17 protein-coding genes and 1 tRNA gene are annotated in these 17,866 nt (G+C 73.1%); 12 read left to right on the top strand and 6 right to left on the bottom strand.

Going from position 1 to position 17,866, the window contains the following annotated elements; translation table 11 throughout:
* Nucleotides 1-7: 7 nt before the first annotated feature.
* Complete coding sequence (locus tag CT688_RS12385) at nucleotides 8-625, bottom strand: DUF664 domain-containing protein (RefSeq protein ID WP_107758186.1); 618 nt, start codon at nucleotides 623-625, stop codon at nucleotides 8-10.
* A gap of 144 nt (nucleotides 626-769) precedes the next feature.
* Between CT688_RS12385 and CT688_RS12380 the strand changes: the two genes are divergently transcribed.
* The 5 genes from CT688_RS12380 to CT688_RS12360 are packed head-to-tail and all read left to right on the top strand — an operon-like array spanning nucleotide 770 to nucleotide 6,067.
* Complete coding sequence (locus tag CT688_RS12380) at nucleotides 770-1,792, top strand: YafY family protein (RefSeq protein WP_107757136.1); 1,023 nt, start codon at nucleotides 770-772, stop codon at nucleotides 1,790-1,792.
* Between the two features lie 10 nt (nucleotides 1,793-1,802).
* Entirely contained in the window at nucleotides 1,803-3,575 is a 1,773-nt protein-coding gene (gene menD / locus CT688_RS12375; protein WP_107757135.1) for a 2-succinyl-5-enolpyruvyl-6-hydroxy-3-cyclohexene-1-carboxylic-acid synthase, read from the top strand.
* Nucleotides 3,572-4,051, top strand: coding sequence for a DUF3592 domain-containing protein (locus CT688_RS12370; RefSeq protein ID WP_107757134.1), 480 nt, complete (start codon nucleotides 3,572-3,574; stop codon nucleotides 4,049-4,051). Before menD ends, CT688_RS12370 begins: the two co-directional genes overlap by 4 nt.
* A gap of 37 nt (nucleotides 4,052-4,088) precedes the next feature.
* Entirely contained in the window at nucleotides 4,089-5,339 is a 1,251-nt protein-coding gene (locus tag CT688_RS12365) for a glycosyltransferase family 1 protein (RefSeq protein WP_107758185.1), read from the top strand.
* A gap of 38 nt (nucleotides 5,340-5,377) precedes the next feature.
* Complete coding sequence (locus tag CT688_RS12360; RefSeq protein ID WP_107757133.1) at nucleotides 5,378-6,067, top strand: demethylmenaquinone methyltransferase; 690 nt, start codon at nucleotides 5,378-5,380, stop codon at nucleotides 6,065-6,067.
* A gap of 19 nt (nucleotides 6,068-6,086) precedes the next feature.
* On the opposite strand, the gene CT688_RS12355 is transcribed toward CT688_RS12360, so the two are convergent.
* A complete protein-coding gene (locus CT688_RS12355) occupies nucleotides 6,087-7,346 on the bottom strand; it encodes a geranylgeranyl reductase family protein (RefSeq protein ID WP_107757132.1) in 1,260 nt (419 codons plus the stop codon).
* A 129-nt stretch (nucleotides 7,347-7,475) separates the two neighbouring features.
* Between CT688_RS12355 and CT688_RS12350 the strand changes: the two genes are divergently transcribed.
* Nucleotides 7,476-8,528: a polyprenyl synthetase family protein gene (locus CT688_RS12350; protein ID WP_370446309.1), complete on the top strand. Its 1,053-nt coding sequence runs from the start codon at nucleotides 7,476-7,478 to the stop codon at nucleotides 8,526-8,528.
* A gap of 268 nt (nucleotides 8,529-8,796) precedes the next feature.
* Here the strand turns inward: CT688_RS12350 and CT688_RS12340 are convergent, their stop codons facing one another.
* From CT688_RS12340 to CT688_RS12325, 4 genes are all read right to left on the bottom strand, one after another.
* Nucleotides 8,797-10,041: an ABC transporter ATP-binding protein gene (locus CT688_RS12340; RefSeq protein WP_107757130.1), complete on the bottom strand. Its 1,245-nt coding sequence runs from the start codon at nucleotides 10,039-10,041 to the stop codon at nucleotides 8,797-8,799.
* Nucleotides 10,034-10,828, bottom strand: coding sequence for an ABC transporter permease (locus CT688_RS12335; protein ID WP_107757129.1), 795 nt, complete (start codon nucleotides 10,826-10,828; stop codon nucleotides 10,034-10,036). Before CT688_RS12335 ends, CT688_RS12340 begins: the two co-directional genes overlap by 8 nt.
* Complete coding sequence (gene modA / locus CT688_RS12330; protein WP_107758183.1) at nucleotides 10,825-11,571, bottom strand: molybdate ABC transporter substrate-binding protein; 747 nt, start codon at nucleotides 11,569-11,571, stop codon at nucleotides 10,825-10,827. Before modA ends, CT688_RS12335 begins: the two co-directional genes overlap by 4 nt.
* Nucleotides 11,572-11,641: 70 nt before the next feature.
* A complete protein-coding gene (locus CT688_RS12325; protein WP_107757128.1) occupies nucleotides 11,642-12,136 on the bottom strand; it encodes a YajQ family cyclic di-GMP-binding protein in 495 nt (164 codons plus the stop codon).
* Nucleotides 12,137-12,279: 143 nt separating this feature from the next.
* On the opposite strand from CT688_RS12325, the gene CT688_RS12320 reads away from it, so the two are divergent.
* The 6 genes from CT688_RS12320 to CT688_RS12295 all read left to right on the top strand — a co-directional run bounded on the left by CT688_RS12320 (nucleotide 12,280) and on the right by CT688_RS12295 (nucleotide 17,826).
* Nucleotides 12,280-12,362: transfer RNA gene (locus tag CT688_RS12320), tRNA-Tyr, on the top strand.
* Nucleotides 12,363-12,538: 176 nt separating this feature from the next.
* Nucleotides 12,539-13,558, top strand: a complete 1,020-nt coding sequence (locus tag CT688_RS17945) for a polyprenyl synthetase family protein (RefSeq protein ID WP_107757127.1) — start codon at nucleotides 12,539-12,541, stop codon at nucleotides 13,556-13,558.
* The gene (locus CT688_RS12310; RefSeq protein WP_107757126.1) at nucleotides 13,555-14,436 is read left to right on the top strand and encodes a phytoene/squalene synthase family protein; all 882 of its coding nucleotides are present in this window, start codon (nucleotides 13,555-13,557) and stop codon (nucleotides 14,434-14,436) included. Before CT688_RS17945 ends, CT688_RS12310 begins: the two co-directional genes overlap by 4 nt.
* Entirely contained in the window at nucleotides 14,433-16,154 is a 1,722-nt protein-coding gene (gene crtI / locus CT688_RS12305; protein ID WP_107757125.1) for a phytoene desaturase family protein, read from the top strand. The genes CT688_RS12310 and crtI overlap by 4 nt, the downstream gene beginning before the upstream one ends.
* Complete coding sequence (locus tag CT688_RS12300; RefSeq protein ID WP_107757124.1) at nucleotides 16,151-16,534, top strand: lycopene cyclase domain-containing protein; 384 nt, start codon at nucleotides 16,151-16,153, stop codon at nucleotides 16,532-16,534. Before crtI ends, CT688_RS12300 begins: the two co-directional genes overlap by 4 nt.
* Nucleotides 16,531-17,826, top strand: a complete 1,296-nt coding sequence (locus tag CT688_RS12295) for a prenyltransferase (RefSeq protein WP_107757123.1) — start codon at nucleotides 16,531-16,533, stop codon at nucleotides 17,824-17,826. Before CT688_RS12300 ends, CT688_RS12295 begins: the two co-directional genes overlap by 4 nt.
* The last annotated feature ends 40 nt before the right edge of the window (nucleotides 17,827-17,866 follow it).

The following is a 17,866-nucleotide window of genomic DNA, read 5'->3' as shown; positions in this document are numbered from 1 at the left end:
GCCCGACTCACCACGCGGGCGCCGGGACCTCCGGGTGCGCGGCGAACCAGGCACCGATGTAGGACATGTCGATGCCCTGGTCCTCGGCGATCAGGTCGTACATCGTGCGCCCGTCGAGTGCCTCACGCAGGAGGTCCGCGTGCCCGCTGTGCCGGTTGATCTCGGTGAGGACGTGATGCGCGCACCAGCGGCCGTCGAACGGCGCCAGGCCCGGCGGGAACCACGGCATCTCCGCGGGGACCGGGACCGGGGCTCCCAGATCGGCGGCGCGGAGATGGGCGAGGCCCGCGGCGCACCGGCGGTCGTACTCGGCGAGGATCTCCTCGGCGGTCGCGTCGGGGTCGACACGGTTGACCGTCTCGGCCCACTCGAAGGCCTCGGGCAGCGAGCGTCCCGTCTCGAGGGGGTCCGGCGCGGCGGCCGCCCGGCCCAGCCAGTCCTCGGCCACCTGGCCGATGTGCAGGATCAGCCAACCGAGCGTCAGCTCACTCGAGGGCACCGGACGCGCCCGTAGTTGGTCGGCGGTGAGGCCGTGGACGATCGAGCGGGCGTTGACGAGCGCGTGGTCGGTCCATTCGAGTAGGGTCTCGCGTTCGGTGGTGTGGGTGGCGGCGAACAGTGGCATGACGATCTCCTGGGTGTGTCTCGTGAACGGGATGGTGTCGGCGGACGGGCAACGGATCAGTTGCTGATCCGCACCGTGGTCCGACAACAGACTCTCAGTCGATCAGGACAGATCCGGTCCGCTGACGGTGCGACACTGGGTGACGTGACCGCCGACAGAACGCCCACGACCCAGCGCGTACTGGGTTTGCTCGACCTGCTCCAGCGGCGCGCGGTGTGGACCGGGCCGGAGCTGGCGGCCGAACTCGGTGTGACCACCAGGTCGGTGCGGCGGGACGTGGACCGGCTGCGTGACCTGGGGTATCCGGTCGAATCCGAACGCGGCGCGGGCGGCGGTTACCGGCTGGGGTCGGGCCGCCGGCTTCCGCCCCTGCTGCTGGACGACCGCGAGGCGGTCGCGGTGGCGATCGCCCTGAGGCTCGCCGCCGGCGGGGCGGTGGCCGGCGTCGGCGAGCACGCTCTGGGCGCGCTGACCAAGCTCGACCAGGTCATGCCCGGCCGGTTGCGGGAGAGGGTCGCCGACGTGAGCGAGTCGATGGTGGCCGTCCCCGGTACCGACACCCCGGTGGAGCCGGCACTGCTCATGGAGCTCGGTCACGCGGTGCGGGGCAGCGAGCAGGTGCGGTTGGACTACCGCGATCGCGCCGGCCGCGATACCGAACGCCGCGTCGAGCCCTACCGGATCGTCGTGCTGGGCCGACGCTGGTACCTGCTGTCCTACGACCTCGAGCGTGCGGACTGGCGGACCTTCCGGCTGGACCGCATCCGCGCGGTGCACCGCAGTCGCTGGCGGTTCACCCCTCGCCCGGACGTGCCGGACCCGGCCACCCACGTCCAGCACTCGGTGACGACCGCTCCGTACGAGCACCGCGCCAGTGTCGTGGTCCAGGCCACCGCCCGGGACGTGCGCGAGTGCTTCCCACCCACCTTCGGCACCGTCACGGAGCTCCGGCCCGTCGACCACCCCGACGGCCCGGCCTGTCGTCTGGAGACCGGCGCCGCCGCCCTCGACGAGTTGGCCTGGTACCTGGGTCGGCTGCCCGCGCCGTTCGTCGTGGAGTCGCCCGACGGGTTGCGCGGGCATCTCGCGGCACTCGCCGACCGGCTCGCCGCCGCGGCCGCCGGACCCCACGACGACGACCCGGCGGTCACCGGTGGTGACAACTAGGCTGGGGGGGATGAACCCCAGCCGGTCCGCCCCGAACACGCCCCGCGCGAGCAACCCGAGCACCGCCCAGGCCCGCGTCGTCGTCGACGAGTTGATCCGTCACGGGATCACCGACGCGGTGCTGTGCCCGGGTTCGCGCAGCGCACCACTGGCGCTCGCGCTCGCGGCCGCCGAGCGGACCGGCCACCTGCGGTTGCACGTGCGGATCGACGAGCGTGCGGCGGCGTTCACGGCACTGGGGTTGGCCGCGGCGGCCAGGCGCCCGGTCCCCGTCGTCGTCACCTCCGGAACCGCGGTGGCCAATCTCCATCCGGCGATGGTCGAGGCCGCGCACTCGGGCGTGCCGATCCTCGCGCTGACCGCCAACCGTCCTCCCGAACTGCGGGGGACCGGCGCCAACCAGACCATCGACCAGGTGGGGTTGTTCGGTCCGCACGCTCGCGCCGTCATCGAACTCGGCGCGGCCGGCGACCCCGACACCGAACACCGTCACTGGCGCAGCGCGATCGGCCGCGCGATCCTCACCGCGACCGCCCCGGGCCACCCCGGACCGGTTCAGGTGGACATCTCGTTTCGCGAACCGCTGGTCCCGGCCGAGGGGGACGAGGACCACGTGGTCGGGGAGGCTGCCGGGGCCGGCCGGGGCGACGACGACGGGCCGGACCAGCACTCGAGGCCGGGCGGACTCCCGGCCGGCCGGCCCGACGGCCGCCCCTGGGTCCAGCGGGCGGGCGCGGGGGTCGATTCCGCACCCGCCGACTCGGCCGTGGTCGTGGACCTGACCCGCCCCACGCTGGTGGTCGCCGGTGCCGGCGCCGGGCCGGTGGCCGGACTCGTGGGGGTGCCGACCGTGGCGGAGCCGGGCGCCCCGGTTCCGCTGCACCCGGTGCATCCCCTCGCGGTTCCCGCCGTGCGGCCCGAGCAGGTGGTGGTGACCGGGCGGCCGACCCTGCACCGTTCGGTCACCAGGTTGCTCGCCGACCCGGACGTCGACCTCGTGATCCTCGACGCGGGCCCGCACGCCCCGAACCCGACCGGCAGCGCGGCCGAGTTCGCCGATTCCGTCCTCACCGGGTGGGGCGTCGATCCCGAGTGGACCGACGTCACCGGTCGCGCCGACGCCCGCGCCCGGGCCGCCGTCGACCGGGTCCTGGACGCCCACCTCGGGAGCGCGGCTCCCACGGGGGTGCACGTGGCCCGGGCGGTGGCCCGTGGCATCCGGGGTGGCGACCATCTCGTCGTGGGTGCCTCCAATGCGATCCGCGACCTGTCCCTGGTGGGTCCGCTCGACCCGGATGTCGCCGTCTACGCCAACCGGGGTGCGTCCGGGATCGACGGCACCGTGTCCACCGCGATCGGGGTCGCGCTGGCGGCACCGGGCCGGACCATCGCCCTGCTCGGCGACCTGACCTTCCTCCACGACGTGTCGGGGCTGCTGCTGGGGCCGGCGGAGGAGCAGCCCGACGATCTGACCATCGTGGTGGCCGACGACGACGGGGGCGGGATCTTCGCCCTCCTCGAACAGGGCGACCCCCGGTTGGCGACCGACTTCGAGCGCGTGTTCGGCACCCCGCACGGGGCGGATCTCGCCGCCCTGTGCGCGGGGTTCGGCATCCCCTTCGTCGACACGGACCCGGACGGGCTCGAGCAGCTGCTCTCCGAGGCGGCCGTCGCGCACCGCGACATCGTGCCCGCCGGAACGAGGGTGGTGCGGGTGGCCACCGACCGCTCCGGGCTACGCGACCTCCACGCCGCCATGCGGTCCGAGGCGGCCGGGGGGTGAGCAGGACGCTCGAGGCGAGGCGGGCCCGCCGGGCGGTCCGGACCCGGTCAATCGTCCGGGTCACCTCGGTCGTCGTCGCCGCGTTCTCGCTCCTGACGGCCGCGCTCATCCTGGTGGCGTGCTTCGTCAACGACCAGCGCATCGACCGCGACATGGGGAGTACGACCGCCACCGTCACCGAGGTCACCGATCGTCGTGCCGCGGTGGAGTTCGACGCCGGCGGCGGCCGCCACGTCCGCCCGGTGACCGGCGTCTTCTACCCGATCGGGCTGGTCGAGGGTCAGCGGGTGCAGGTCGAGTTCCGCCGCGCCAACCCCGACCTCGTGCGCGTCTCGGGCCGGAGCTGGACGGTCGCCGTGGTCCCCGCCCTGTCCGTCCCCGCGGTGACGGTCCCGCTCGCGGCGCTCGCGTACGCCGCGGCGTCACCGGGGGTTCACAGACCGTCACCACGAGTTCCCCGCACCGTCCCGCGCTGATCACCGTCCGGTGGCCCGGGTGGGAGACAGTGACGGTGTGCGCGTAGCCATCGTCACCGAATCGTTCCTGCCCAGCGTCAACGGCGTGACCAACTCCGTCCTGAGGGTCCTCGAGTACGCACGTCGGCACGGCCACGACTGTCTGGTGGTCGCGCCGTCCGGCAACGTCGGTCTGCGACGGGGTGCCACCGATGCGGTCCGGTCCCACCCCCTGGTCAGCGCCGTGGCACCCCTGTTCGGGACCCCCGGGGCGCCCGACCCCGGACCAGAGCACCACCTGGGTTATCCGGTCCACCGGGTCACCGCCGTCCGCGTTCCGGTGGTGTCCTCTCTGCCCGTGGGCGCGCCCAGCCCGAGCGTCTACAACGCGCTGCGGCACTTCTCTCCCGACGTGGTCCATCTGGCCTCCCCCTTCGTCCTCGGCGCGGCCGGCGCCGCTGCGGCGCGCGCGCTGGACGTGCCGTCGGTGGCGATCTACCAGACGGACGTCGCGGGGTTCTCCACCTCATACGGGATCGGTGCGATGGCGGAGGCGGCCTGGGCGTGGACCCGTGCCATCCACTCGACCTGCGACCGCACCCTGGCTCCGTCCACCGCCGCGATGGAGGACCTGGCGGCGCACGGCATCCCGCGCCTGTACCGGTGGGGGCGGGGGGTCGACTCAGAGAGGTTCGCCCCGTCCCGGCGCAGCCAGGCCCTCCACGATCTGTGGTCCCCGGACGGCCGGCCCGTCGTGGGGTTCGTCGGTCGACTGGCTCCGGAGAAGCACGTCGAGCGGCTCCGGGCACTCGCCGACCGCTCGGGTCCCGACGGGGACCTGCGCCTCGTCATCGTCGGCGACGGGCCGGACCGCCCCGCCCTCCGCGCCGCCATGCCACACGCCATCTTCACCGGCGAACTCCACGGTGACCAGCTCGATCAGGCCTACGCCACCCTCGACGTGTTCTGCCACGCCGGCGAGTTCGAGACGTTCTGCCAGTCCATCCAGGAGGCCCAGTCCTCCGGGGTGCCGGTCGTGGGCCCCGACCAGGGCGGCCCCCGTGACCTGGTCCGAGCGGGCGTCAACGGCTATCTCCTCGATCCCCGCCGATACGCCGAGGAGGTCTCCCGGACGGTGGACCGGGTCCTGGCCGACCACGCCCGGCTGGCCGCGGGCGCGCGAGCGACCGTCGCCGGGCGCACCTGGGACGCCGTCTGCGGCCAGCTGTTCGACCACTACCGCGCCGCCGGCGCCCGGTCGATCCCCGGCCGGGTCGGCCCCGGACGCGCCACGCGGGCGGTGGCCTGACCCTGTCCGCCGCCGCGCCGCGGGGTAGCGTCGACAGCGTGTCCCGCGCCGATCTCGACAAACAGCCCCGCGACGTCGCGTCGATGTTCGACGGCGTGGCCAAGCGCTATGACCTGACCAACACCATCCTGTCCGGGGGAATGGACCACGTGTGGCGCCGCCGGGCACGGTCGCTGCTCGCACCCCGACCCGGGGAGCGCATCCTGGACCTGGCCGCCGGGACCGCGGTCTCCACGGTCGAATTGGCCAAGTCCGGCGCGTGGTGCGTGGCCGCCGACTTCTCGCTGGGAATGCTCCGTGCCGGCGCCGGGCGTGACGTGCCCAAGGTCGCCGGCGACGCGATGAGGCTGCCGTTCGCCGACGAGTCCTTCGATGCCGCCACCATCAGCTTCGGGCTGCGCAACGTGCAGGACACTGCAGCGGGGCTGCGCGAGATGGCGCGGGTCGTCCGGCCGGGGGGCAGACTGGCCGTGGTGGAGTTCTCCACGCCCGTCTTCCCGCCTTTCCGTGCGGTCTACATGAACTACCTCATGCGGGCGCTGCCCAGGATCGCCACCAGCGTGTCCTCGAACCCCGACGCGTACGTGTACCTGGCCGAGTCGATCCGCGACTGGCCGGACCAGAGGGCGCTGCGCGCCCTGGTGGAGTCCAGCGGGTGGGAGCGCTGCAGCGTCACCAACCTCACCGGTGGGATCGCGGCGATCCACCTGGCCCGGCGCCCGGCCTGACCCGACCCGGCGGGCCCGGTCAGTCGGCGAAGAGCGGGCGTCGGTCGAGACGGCGGGCCACCGACCCCGCGGCCCGCCACGCGCGGGCGACGAGATCGCGGTCCGACTCCGCCACCGTGTTGGACATGCACCGTACCGCCGCCGACATGAGAGTCTGCGACCGCATCCCCACCGGCCCTGCCAGCGGAAGGAACCGCGGGTAGGTGAGCAGCCTGGCGGCGTCCCGGGCGATGGCGAACGCCTCGCCGTAGTTCCGGCGCAGCACCTCCGGCCACGCCCGGGTCAGATCGCCGCCCGCGCCGCCGGCGGTGACGAGGTCCGCGAGGAGCCGCCCGCCCTCGAGCGCGTAATCGATGCCCTCGCCGTTGAGCGGGTTGACGCAGGCGGCGGCGTCGCCCACCGCCGCCCAGTTAGGGCCGGCCAGCCCCGAGACCGCCCCGCCCATCGGGAGCAGTGCCGACGTCACCGCGTGCGGGTCACCCTCCAACGCCCAGCTCCGGCGGACGCTACGGGCGTAGTGGAGCAGGAGGTCTCTGACCGCGACGTTCGCCGGCCGGGTCGCCGTGGCCAGGGCGCCCACCCCGAGGTTGACCTCCCCGTCGCCCAGCGGGAACACCCAGCCGTAGCCGGGCTGGATCGTGCCGGCCTCGTCGCGGAGTTCCAGGTCCGAACCGATCCACGGATGATCGTGCCTGGCCGACCGCACGTACGACCGTGCCGCCACCGCGTACACCGTGTCCCGGTGCCAGGTCCGACCCAGCATCCGGCCCACCGGCGAGCGCACGCCGTCCGCGAGGACGAGGGTCCGGCACGCGATGCGGTCGGCCCCGGCCCGGACAGCGACGACCTCGCCGTCGTCACCCTTCTCCACGCCGGTCACCCGAACACCGTCGAGCACCGTCGACCCGGCCTCGACGGCCACCGCACGCAGCCGGTCGTCGAACACCGTGCGACGCACCGCCGAGGCGACCCCGCCGTGATCCCCGTCCGGCCACGGCACGCGTCGCTCGTGACCGAAGCCCCGCAACTCGAGTCCCCGGATGGTGATCCGGTCACGCGCCCACCCGCCCAGTCCCAACCGGTCGACCTCGCCCATCGCCCGTGGGGTCAGGCCGTCGCCGCAGGTCTTGTCCCGGGGGAACGCCGCGGCGTCCAGCACCGTGACCTCGCGCCCGGCCCGCGCCAACCAGGTGGCGGTGGCCGAACCGGCGGGGCCGCACCCCACCACGAGGACATCGGTCGAAGCGGGAGGGCGCGGCCGTGGATCCATGCGCTCCATGGTGGCAGGTCGCCGCCGGAGCGGTCGGCGCCGACCTCGGCCGGGGTGGGGTGCCGCAGCCCACGGGCGGGGACCGTAGTCTGTCGTCAGGATCGGTCGCCGCCGGTCCACACCAGGCGACGAGGACGAATGAGGATGTCGAGCGATTCTGTGACGACCGGCACCGCTGAGACGCCGCCCGACCACATGGTGGCGGGCGTGGACGTCGGCGACGCGGATCTCGCAGCTCTGCTGAGGGCTCGGCTCGTGGAGGTCGAGCAGCTTCTCGTGAGCCGCCTCGAGTCCGGGGAGGACTTCCTCACCGAGGTCGCCCTGCACCTGGTCACCGCGGGCGGCAAGCGCTTCCGGCCCGTCGTGACCCTGCTCACCGGAGAGCTCGGCCCGGAACCGGACCGCGAGCGCCTGGTCAAAGCGGCCGTGGTGTGCGAGATGATCCACCTGGCCACGCTCTACCACGACGACGTGATGGACGAGGCCTCGGTGCGCCGCGGCGTCGAGTCCGCCAACAGTCGCTGGGACAACTCCACCGCGATCCTCGCCGGTGACTTCCTCTTCGCCCACTCCTCCATGCTCCTGGCGGACCTCGGCCCGGCCGCGGTCCAACTCATCGCCCAGACGTTCGCGGAGTTGGTCACCGGTCAGATGCGGGAGACGGTCGGGCCGGGCGGCGGTGAGACGGCGGACGCCGCCGAGCACTACCTCCGGGTGATCTGGGAGAAGACCGGATCGCTGATCGCGGCCGCCGCGCAGTTCGGCGGCGAGTACTCCGGTGCGTCCGACGAGCAGATCCAGAGCCTGCGGCGGTTGGGAGACGCGGTGGGGATCGCGTTCCAGATCGCCGACGACATCATCGACATCGCCTCGCCGTCGTCCGACTCAGGCAAGACCCCCGGCACCGATCTGCGCGAGGGCGTGCACACGCTGCCGATGATCTATGCGCTCGAGCCCGGCTCCACAGACGGTGACCGCCTGCGCGAACTGCTGGCGCAGCCCCTGACCGACGACTCGGAGGTCCACGAGGCCCTGGACCTGCTCCGGGCCTCGGAGGGGATGCGTCGCGCGCGGGCCACGCTCGAGAGGTACGTGGCCGACGCCATGTCCGAGCTGGACGCCCTGCCCGCCGGACCCGCGAACGAGGCGTTGCGGCGGCTGGTCCGGTTCACGGTCGACCGCGTGAGCTGACCTGCTCAGCTGCGGGCCTCCGCCTCCAGTCGACCTCCAGCATCCGCTCGCGCGCATGGCCTCTCGCGCGCAGGACCTCCGGCATCCGCTCGCGCGCATGACCGCTCGCATGCATGACCTCCGGCATCCGCTCGCGCGCAGGGCCGCTCGCATGCATGACCTCCGGCATCCGCTCGCGCGCGCGTCGCTCCAGCGAACTCGGTCGTGGCTGCTGCGGCGGATTGAGCGAAATGCCGCAGTGGGGACGACCAAGTCGGGGGAGGGGGCCTCAGCTGCGAGGGTAGAGAGCCACCTGCGCCGCTTTGACCACGAGCGTCACGTCCACACCCGGTGCGAGTGCGAGCTCGGCGGCCGAGCGGCTGGTCACCTCGGCGTCGACCCGCTGGCCGTCGCGCAGCTCCGCCGTCACCCGCGTGAGCGCTCCCGCCGGGGCCAGTTCGACCACGCGCGCCGGCCACGCGTTGCGGGGGCTCGACAGGCTCCGGGGGACGAATCCGTCCGCGGCGAACCCGGCGTCCGCGGAGAACCCGGCGTCCGCGGCGGATCCGGCGTCCGCGGCGCACCCGGCGGTGACGGTGGCGGTGCCCGCGGGAGAGTCCACCGCGTGGAGGGCCACGGCGCGCGGATCGATGGTCGCGATCGCGCGCACGCCCGGCGCCCACCCCGGTGCTCCGTCCGGGCGGTGGCCGGTGACGGTGTCGCCGCCCGGGGTGTGCACGCTGTCGTCGTCGACGACCGTGCCCTCCAGCAGGGACACCCCGGCCAGGCGTGCCGCGAAGTCGGACCCCGGCCGGGTCAAGACGCCCTCGACCGTTCCGGACTGGACGGCGCGGCCCTCCGAGACGACGACGACGTCGTCCGCCAGCGCCCACAGGTCCAGCGGATCGTGGGTCACCATGACGACCGTGCGTCCGGTGAGCCGGTCTGCGAGGAGCCGGCGGATCCCGGGCGCGACCTCCACGTCCAGGGCGGCGAGCGGCTCGTCCAGCAGGACCACCTCGGGATCCACGGCCAGTGCCCGGGCGAGCGCCACCCGCTGTGCCTGGCCGCCGGACAACTCGTGTGGCCTGCGGTCGGCGAGATCGGCGCAGCCCACCGACTCGAGTTCCGTGCGGGCGCGGTCGAGGGCGGGCCGCCTGCGCACGCCCCGTGACCGCGGCCCGTAGGCGACGTTGTGCAGCGCGGTGAGGTGGGGCAGGAGCGCGGGGCGCTGCTCGAGTGAGACCACCCGGCGGTGGTGGGCGGGGACGTGGAGACCCGGTGAACTGACCACCCGCCCGTGCAGATGGACCGTCCCGGCGTCGGGGCGAAGGTGCCCGGCCAGCAGATCCACCGCGGTGGTCTTGCCCGCCCCGTTGGGGCCGACGATCGCCAACCGCCGGCCGACGGACACGGCGAGCCGGAGGTCGACGTCGCGGCCGGAGACCCGGCAGTCGAGGGCGGCAGCGGCGGCGCCTGCCCGGGGCGCAGCGGCGGCGCCTGCCCGGGGCTCGGCGAGTGGTCGCTCAGCCACGGTGCACGCTCACGCGTCGCGCGACGAACGCCGAGGCGGCCATGAGCAGCGCGGCCACCACGATCAGCAGCAGGGCCAGGGCCAGCGCGGCGTCGGCGTCGGATTCGCGGCTCAGGTAGATCTCCAGCGGCAGGGTGCGCGTGGTCCCCTGCAGGGACCCGGCGAAGGTCAGGGTGGCTCCGAACTCGCCCAGTGCGCGCGCGAAGGACATCGACGCCCCGGCGAGCAGTGCGGGCAGGACCAGCGGCAGTGTCACCGTGGCGAGCACCCGGGTGGGGCCGGCTCCCAGGGAGGCCGCGGTGCGTTCGAGTCGGGCGTCCACGGATCGCAGCGCCCCCTCGAGGGAGATCACGAGGAACGGCATGGCGACGAAGGTCTGGGCGATCACCACGGCCGCGGTGGTGAAGCCGATCTCGATGCCCAGGACGGACAGGTGCCGGCCCACCACTCCGGTGCGTCCGAGGGTGGTGAGCAGGGCCAGCCCCGCGACCACCGGCGGGAGCACCATCGGAAGCGCCGTCACCGTGCGGGCCACACCGGCCAGGGGCCCGTGGCTCCGGGACAGCACGACGGCGAGGGGTGTGCCCAGCAGGACGCAGAGCAGGGTGGACACCGCGCACGTGCGCAGGCTGAGCAGCGTGGCATGGCGGGCGGCCTCGGAGGTGAGCAGCTCGGGGACCGCCGCCCACGGGATGCGCACGGCCATGCCCAGCAGCGGCACGGAGGTCAGGGCCAGCGCCGAGAGCGCGGCGACGAGCAGCCAGCGGGGGAGCGGGGGTCGGGTCACGGGAGGCCGAACCCGTGGTCGGCCAGCACGGTGCGCCCCACCGGGCCGGTGACGGCGTCGACGAACCGCCGGGCCGCATCCGCCCGGTCCGTCTCACCCCGGTGGGTCACCGCGATCTGATACCGGGTGGGTGCGGACGCCGCGGTGGGGATCGCGATCTGCTCGACCCGGTCACCGGCGGAGCGGGCGTCGGTGAGGTAGACGATCCCCGCGTCGGCCTCCCCGGAGGTCACCTTGCCCAGCACGTCCGTGACCTTGGATTCCTCGCTCACCGGTCGCAGCTGCACCCCGGCCGCCCCGGCCAGCGCTCGTGCGGCGTCGCCGCAGGGGACCCCCTCCGCGCACACGACGAGTCGGGCGTCGGCGAGTGAGCGGTCGAGTCCGGTGATGCCGGCGGGATTCCCGGGCGGGGTGACCAGCGTGAGGACGTTGATCGCGAACTCCACCGGCGCTCCCGAGATCAGCCCCTCGGCCACCGCCCGGTCCATGCTCAGAGAATCCGCCGAGGCGTACACGTCCGCGGGAGCGCCTCCGGCGATCTGGTCGACCAGCCCGGGGGACCCGTCGAACGACAGTCGGATCTCCACGCGGGGGTCGTCCCGCTCGACCTCCTCGGCGATCCGCGTGAACGCGCTGGTGAGGGAGGACGCGGCGAAGACGGTGAGCCGAGGGGAACCCTCGTCGTCTTCGCCCCCGACAGCACATCCGGCCAGCAGGGACACGCCCACGGCCGCTGCCACCACCCGCACCCCCGATCCCACGGCGGTGCGCCGCCGCCTCGGGCGTCCCCCTGGGTAGGGCACTGTCGACGGCCTACCGGTAGTTGGTGAACTGCAGCGCGACCTCGAGGTCGGCCTTCCTCAGCAACGCCATGCACTCCTGCAGGTCGTCGCGCTTCTTGGACGACACCCGGATCTCCTCGCCCTGGATCTGCGCCTTGACGCCCTTGGGCCCCTCGTCGCGCAGGAGCTTGGTGATCTTCTTGGCGTTCTCCTTGTCGATGCCCTGCTTGAGCGAACCGACCAGGCGGAATCCCTTACCGGACGGCATCGGATCGCCCACCTCGAGTGCCTTCATGCTCAGGCCCCGGCGTACCAGCTTCTCGATGAACACGTCCTTGGCGGCCAGAACCCGGTCCTCGGACGCCGCGACGATCTCCACGGCGTCGTCGCCCTTCCATTCGATCCCGGCGTCGGTCCCGCGGAAGTCGTACCGTGTCCCCAGCTCCTTCGCGGCCTGGTTCAGGGCGTTGTCCACCTCCTGGCGGTCGAACTCCGAGACGATGTCGAACGAGGACTCCGAGGCCATGGGCGCGCTCCTTCTCTCACGGTGGGGACGATCCCGGCCAGGCTACCCGGCGCGGACTCAGGCCCGGGTCATCCCGTCGGCCCCCGATTTGGCACCGGGGGTCACACGCGTTGTATCGTGTCCTAGCGCCTCAACGGGTGCACGCCAGATTGCCCGAGCGGCCAAAGGGAGCGGATTGTAAATCCGTCGGCTTATGCCTACGTTGGTTCGAATCCATCATCTGGCACTCGGAGACCCCTGCCACAAGCGGGGGTCTTCGTGCATTTCGGGGCCGCGATAGTGTGACCGTGTGACACCGTGGACTTTCGCGGCTCCGGCCGAGGGACGCCGGTGCGCCGCATCTCGTCGAGAAGATTCGGGGTGAGGGGTATCCAGGACAGGGTCGGCTCCGAACAACAGGACATGACACTGGATTCGGTATCCGCCGCCCAGCGGATGACTGCTCGTGCCCTGCCCGAGGGTCTGGGGCCTGCCGTCGACGACTGGACGGCCGACCTCGATGCCACGACCCGATCCGGCAAAGGAATGCGCTCGGCGTTGTTCGATGCCGTCTTCACGCACTCGGGCGGGCGCGACGAGGCGGTCCGCACCGCTGCCGGTCAGGCCCTGGAACTTCTTCACGAGGCCTTCCTCGTCCACGACGACGTGGCCGACGGCGACGACCACCGCCGTGGCCGGCCCAATCTGCAGGGTCTCACCACGACCCGGGGCGTCGAACAGGGTCTGCCGCGGGAGACCGCCGCCCACGTCGGCATGGTGGGGGGCCTTCTCGGCGGGGACCTCCTGTTGGTGGCCGCGATGGGTCAGTTCGCCCGGCTACCCGTGCCGGGGCCGGTGCTGCACCGCGCCATGGTGGAGGTCGAGAGCGCGGTGGTGGCCTCCGTCGCGGGAGAGTACGCCGATGTGCAGGGCGCCGCTCGTGGGGAGCCCATCACACAGGAGCACGCGCTGGCGATCGGCGCCGCCAAGACCGCCGCGTACTCCGTGACGCTGCCGATGGTCCTGGGCGTGGTCCTGGCCGGAGGGCCGGAGGAGATGATCCCCCCGCTCCGGGAGGCCGGTCGCCATCTGGGGACGGCGTACCAGGTGGTCGACGACGTGCTGGGGGTGTTCGGCGACCCGGCGGTGACGGGAAAGTCCAACGAGGGCGACCTGGTGCGCCGGGCCCCCACCGTGTTGCTCGCCCACGCCGCCACCACCGACCTGTGGCCGAGCATCGACGCCGCGCTCGGTGAGGCCGACCCCGACCCCTCCGCCGCCCGGTCCCTGCTGGCCGAGTGCGGTGCCCGCGACCACGCGCTGGGGATCGCCGAGGACCTGGTGACCGCCTCCCGTGCCGCTCTGGACTCCCCGGCCGTCCCGCACGAGCTGCGCTCCGCGCTCGACCACCACCTGGCCACCGCCCTCGAGAGGACCCGATGACCCCGCAGAGCCCGCACGCCGAGTTCACGGAGGCCGCCCGCGCGTGCAGCGACGTGATCCTGCGCCGCTACTCCACCTCGTTCGCCCTGGCCTGCCGGCTGTTGGCGCCGGCGACCCGTCCGCACGTCGCGGCGATCTACGCCTGGGCCCGCGTCGGGGACGAGGTGGTCGACGGGGCGATGGACGACCCCGTCGCGGCCCGTGACCTCATCGCCGAGACCCGCCGACGCACCCACCGCGCGGTCGAGCGGGGTCTCGATCCCGATCCGGTCACCCACGCCTTCGCGGATACCGCCCGCCGGTTCGGGATCGGTGCGAGGTTGATCGACCCGTTCTACGACTCGATGGAGGCCGATCTGGAGGTCACCGAGCACACCGAGGAGTCGCTGCGCCGGTACATCCACGGCTCCGCCGAGGTGATCGGGGAGATGTGCCTGCGGACGTTCGCCGGCGGGGGACTGGGCGACGACGACGAGCTGGCCGCCGGCGCGCGCGCCCTCGGATCGGCGTTCCAGAAGGTCAACTTCCTCCGGGACATCCGGGAGGACTCGCTCGAGCTCGGCCGCAACTATCTTCCGGGCCGTGACCCGCGCGCACTGACCGAGCGGGACGTCGCCGAGCTCGCCGACGACGTGGATGCGGATCTGCGCGTCGCCCGGGTCTCGATCGATCGGATCCCCGGGCGCGACCGGGTGGCCGTGCTGGCCGCGCACGACCTGTTCGCCGAGCTCAACGACCGCCTGCGGGTGGCCGGCGCGGCCGGGGTGAGTGCCGGTCGTGTCCGGGTCCCGGGCCCCGTCAAGCTCGCCGTGCTCGGGCGGGCCGCCTCGGGGCGGGGACGGACCACCGCCGCCCGCGGACGGGCGGGCGTGCGATGAGCGCCCGGAGCCTGCTCGGGTCAGGTGCCCGTGTCCTGACCGATCGACTGCCCGGCGCCCATGCCCGCCGACCCGCACCGGACGGCCCCGTCGTGGTGGTGGGCGGCGGGATCGCCGGCCTGGCCACCGCCGCCCTGCTGGCCCGGGAGGGTCGCGACGTCACCGTGGTCGAGGCGACGGACCAGGTGGGCGGCCGCGCGGGGAGTTGGTCCGCCGAGGGCTTCCGCTTCGACACCGGGCCGTCCTGGTACCTGATGCCCGAGGTGTTCGACCACTTCTTCCGTCTCTGCGGCTCCTCCGCCGCCGAGCAGCTCGACCTGGTCCGGCTGGACCCCGGGTACCGCGTCTACTTCGAGGGACGGGCAGAGCCGGTCGACGTCCGCTCCGACCGTCAGGCGTCACTGGAGTTGTTCGAGTCACTCGAGCCTGGTGCGGGTGCCGCCCTGGGGAGGTACCTCGATTCCGCCCGGGCGACCTATGAGCTGGCGCTGCGACGGTTCCTCTACACCAACTTCACCTCGTATCCGGCGCTGGTGCGGCCGGACGTGCTGGCCCGCGCCGGGGCGTTGGTGGCGCGGCTCGTGCAGCCGCTGCAGTCGTTCGTCTCCCGCCGCTTCACCGACCGCCGGATCCAGCAGATCCTGGGCTACCCGGCGGTCTTCCTGGGATCCTCGCCGTACCTGGCCCCGTCGATCTATCACCTGATGAGCCACCTCGACCTCACCGACGGCGTGCTGTACCCCCGCGGTGGGTTCACCGAGGTGATCGCCGCCGTCCGGCGGGTTGCCGAGGCGCAGGGGGTGCGCATCCACACCGGCACCCGGGCCGTCGAACTGACCACCTCCGTCGACGGCGGGGCTCACGGCGGCACCACCCGCGCACGGGTGACCGGTGTCCGGGTGCGCGACCGCGCCGGTGACGAGCGGACCCTGCCCGCCGGGCTCGTGGTGGGCGCCGCCGACCTGCACCACCTCGAGACACGGTGGCTCCCGGAGGAGCTTCGCACCTACCCGCAGTCCTACTGGGACTCCAAGACGCCGGGGCCCGGCGCGCTGCTCATGCTGCTGGGCGTGAAGGGTGAGCTGCCGCAGCTGTCGCACCACACCCTGCTGTTCACCGACCGCTGGGAGGAGGGCTTCGACGCGATCTTCGGCGCCTCCACCCACATCCCCGACCCGGCTTCGCTCTACGTCTGCCGCCCCAGCGCGACCGACGACCCCGACGCCGGCATCGCGCCCGCAGGGCACGAGAACCTCTTCGTCCTGGTCCCCATCCCCGCCGACCCCGGTCTCGGGCACGGGGGCGTCGACGGCGCCGGTGACGCGACCATCGAGGCGGCCGCCGACCGGGCTATCGCCCAGATCGCCGACTGGACCGGGATCCCCGACCTGGCGGAGCGCGTGGTGGTCCGTCGCACCATCGCGCCGGCCGATCTGGAACAGGATCTGGGGGCGTGGCGCGGCACCGCCCTCGGGCCCGCCCATACGCTGGCCCAGAGCGCGTTCTTCCGGACCCGCAACGTCTCCCGGCACGTCGACGGTCTCTACTACGCGGGGGCGTCCACCATTCCCGGGATCGGGTTGCCCATGTGCCTGATCAGCGCCGAGCTTGTGCTCAAACACGTCCGGGGCGACACGGGTACGGCGCCGGTGGCCGAGCCCGGCGGGGGCACGGTGTTCGACAGGGCGGTAGGAGACAGGGTGGTGTTCGACAGGTGATCGGGCTGGCCTATCTCCTGGTTCAGGTGGTCTCGTTCACCGGAATCCTGGTGATCGACCACCGCTGGAAGCTGGCGGCGTTCCGTGCGCCCGCCGCCGCGGCGCTCGCCGTCACCGCCTCCGTGGCGCTGCTGCTCACGTGGGACGTCCTCGGGGTGCGCAGCGGGGTGTTCTTCCGCGGCCAGACCGACTTCATGACCGGTCTGCTGGTGGCCCCCGAGATCCCGGTCGAGGAGGTCGTGTTCCTGGCGTTCCTGTCCCACCTCGCGTTGGTGTCCGCGACGGGGGTCTCCCGTGCCGTCGAGCACGCGGCCGCGTCCCGGGCGTCCCGGACGGCCCGGTCCTCCCAGACGGCCCGGGCGACAGGGGAACGCCCGTGACCAGCCTCTACACGACCCTCAACCTCACCATGTCCATCCCCGTGGTGGCCGTGGCCCTCCTCGCGGCCTGGCGCCTGCGTGGGCAGGCCCGACGCCGGTGGCTGATCGGGGTCGCCGGCGCGTTCGTCATTCTCATGATCCTCACCGCGGTGTTCGACAACATCATGATCTCGGCCGGGCTCGTGGCGTACGACGACGAGCTCACCAGCGGCATCCGGCTGGGCGTGGCGCCCATCGAGGACTTCGCCTACGCCGTGGCCGCGGCGGTGTTCGTGCCGTCGGTGTGGGCGCTGCTCACCGAGTCGCCGCGCGTCGGGGCCGGGGTCGGGAACCCGACGGTGTCGGGCAGGGGTGACGCGCTGCTGGCACGCGGTCCGGGGCACGACGACGACGAGGTCCGCACCCCCGAGCGGTCCCCGTCACCCGGACTGCTCTCCACGCTGTTCTGGTCGTCCCGGCCGGTGTCGTGGATCAACACCGCCGCGCCGTTCGCCCTGGCGTACTTCCTGGCCACAGGGGGGTTCGACCTCGTCGGCGTCATCGGCACGGTCTTCTTCCTGGTGCCCTACAACCTGGCGATGTACGGGATCAACGACGTGTTCGACTACGAGTCGGACCTGCGCAACCCGCGCAAGGGCGGCGTCGAGGGATCGGTGCTGGAACGCTCCCGTCACACCGCCACCCTCGTGGCCTCCGCGGTGACCACGGTGCCGTTCCTTCTCTACCTCGTGCTGGTGGGATCGCTGGAGTCGTCCCTGTGGCTCGCCGCGAGCGCCTTCGCCGTGATCGCCTACAGCGCCAGGGGACTGCGGTTCAAGGAGATCCCGTTCCTCGACTCGGTGACCTCCGCCTTCCACTTCGTCTCCCCGGCGATCGTCGGCTGGACCATCGCGGGTGCCGAGCTGACCGGGGGAGTGTGGGCCTGCCTTGTGGCCTTCATGTTGTGGGGCGCCGCCTCGCAGGCCTTCGGCGCCGTCCAGGACGTCCGCTTCGACCGCGAGGCGGACCTGAAGTCCGTCGCCACCGTGCTCGGGGCCCGTGCCGCGGTGTGGTTCGCGCTGGCCTGCTACGCCGCCGCGGTGATCGTCCTGCTGGTGGCGGCGCCGTGGCCCGCGTCCGGGGCCGCCTTCGCGATCCTGCCGTACCTGGCCACCGTCGCGGCCTATGTCGGAGTGACCGACGCCGACGCCGAGCGCACCAACGAGGGCTGGAAGCGCTTCCTGGTGCTCAACATGCTCGCGGGATTCTGCGTCACGCAGATCATCCTGTGGTCGGTGCTCGTCTGGTCCTGACGCGCCTTCCGGCCGACTCAGCGCCGCACGCGCTCCGGCC

The sequence above is a fragment of the Dietzia sp. JS16-p6b genome (assembly GCF_003052165.1).
GTDB lineage: Bacteria > Actinomycetota > Actinomycetes > Mycobacteriales > Mycobacteriaceae > Dietzia.
The sequence above is the reverse complement of the archived record's forward strand: the minus strand, read 5'-3'. Positions and strand labels throughout refer to the sequence as shown.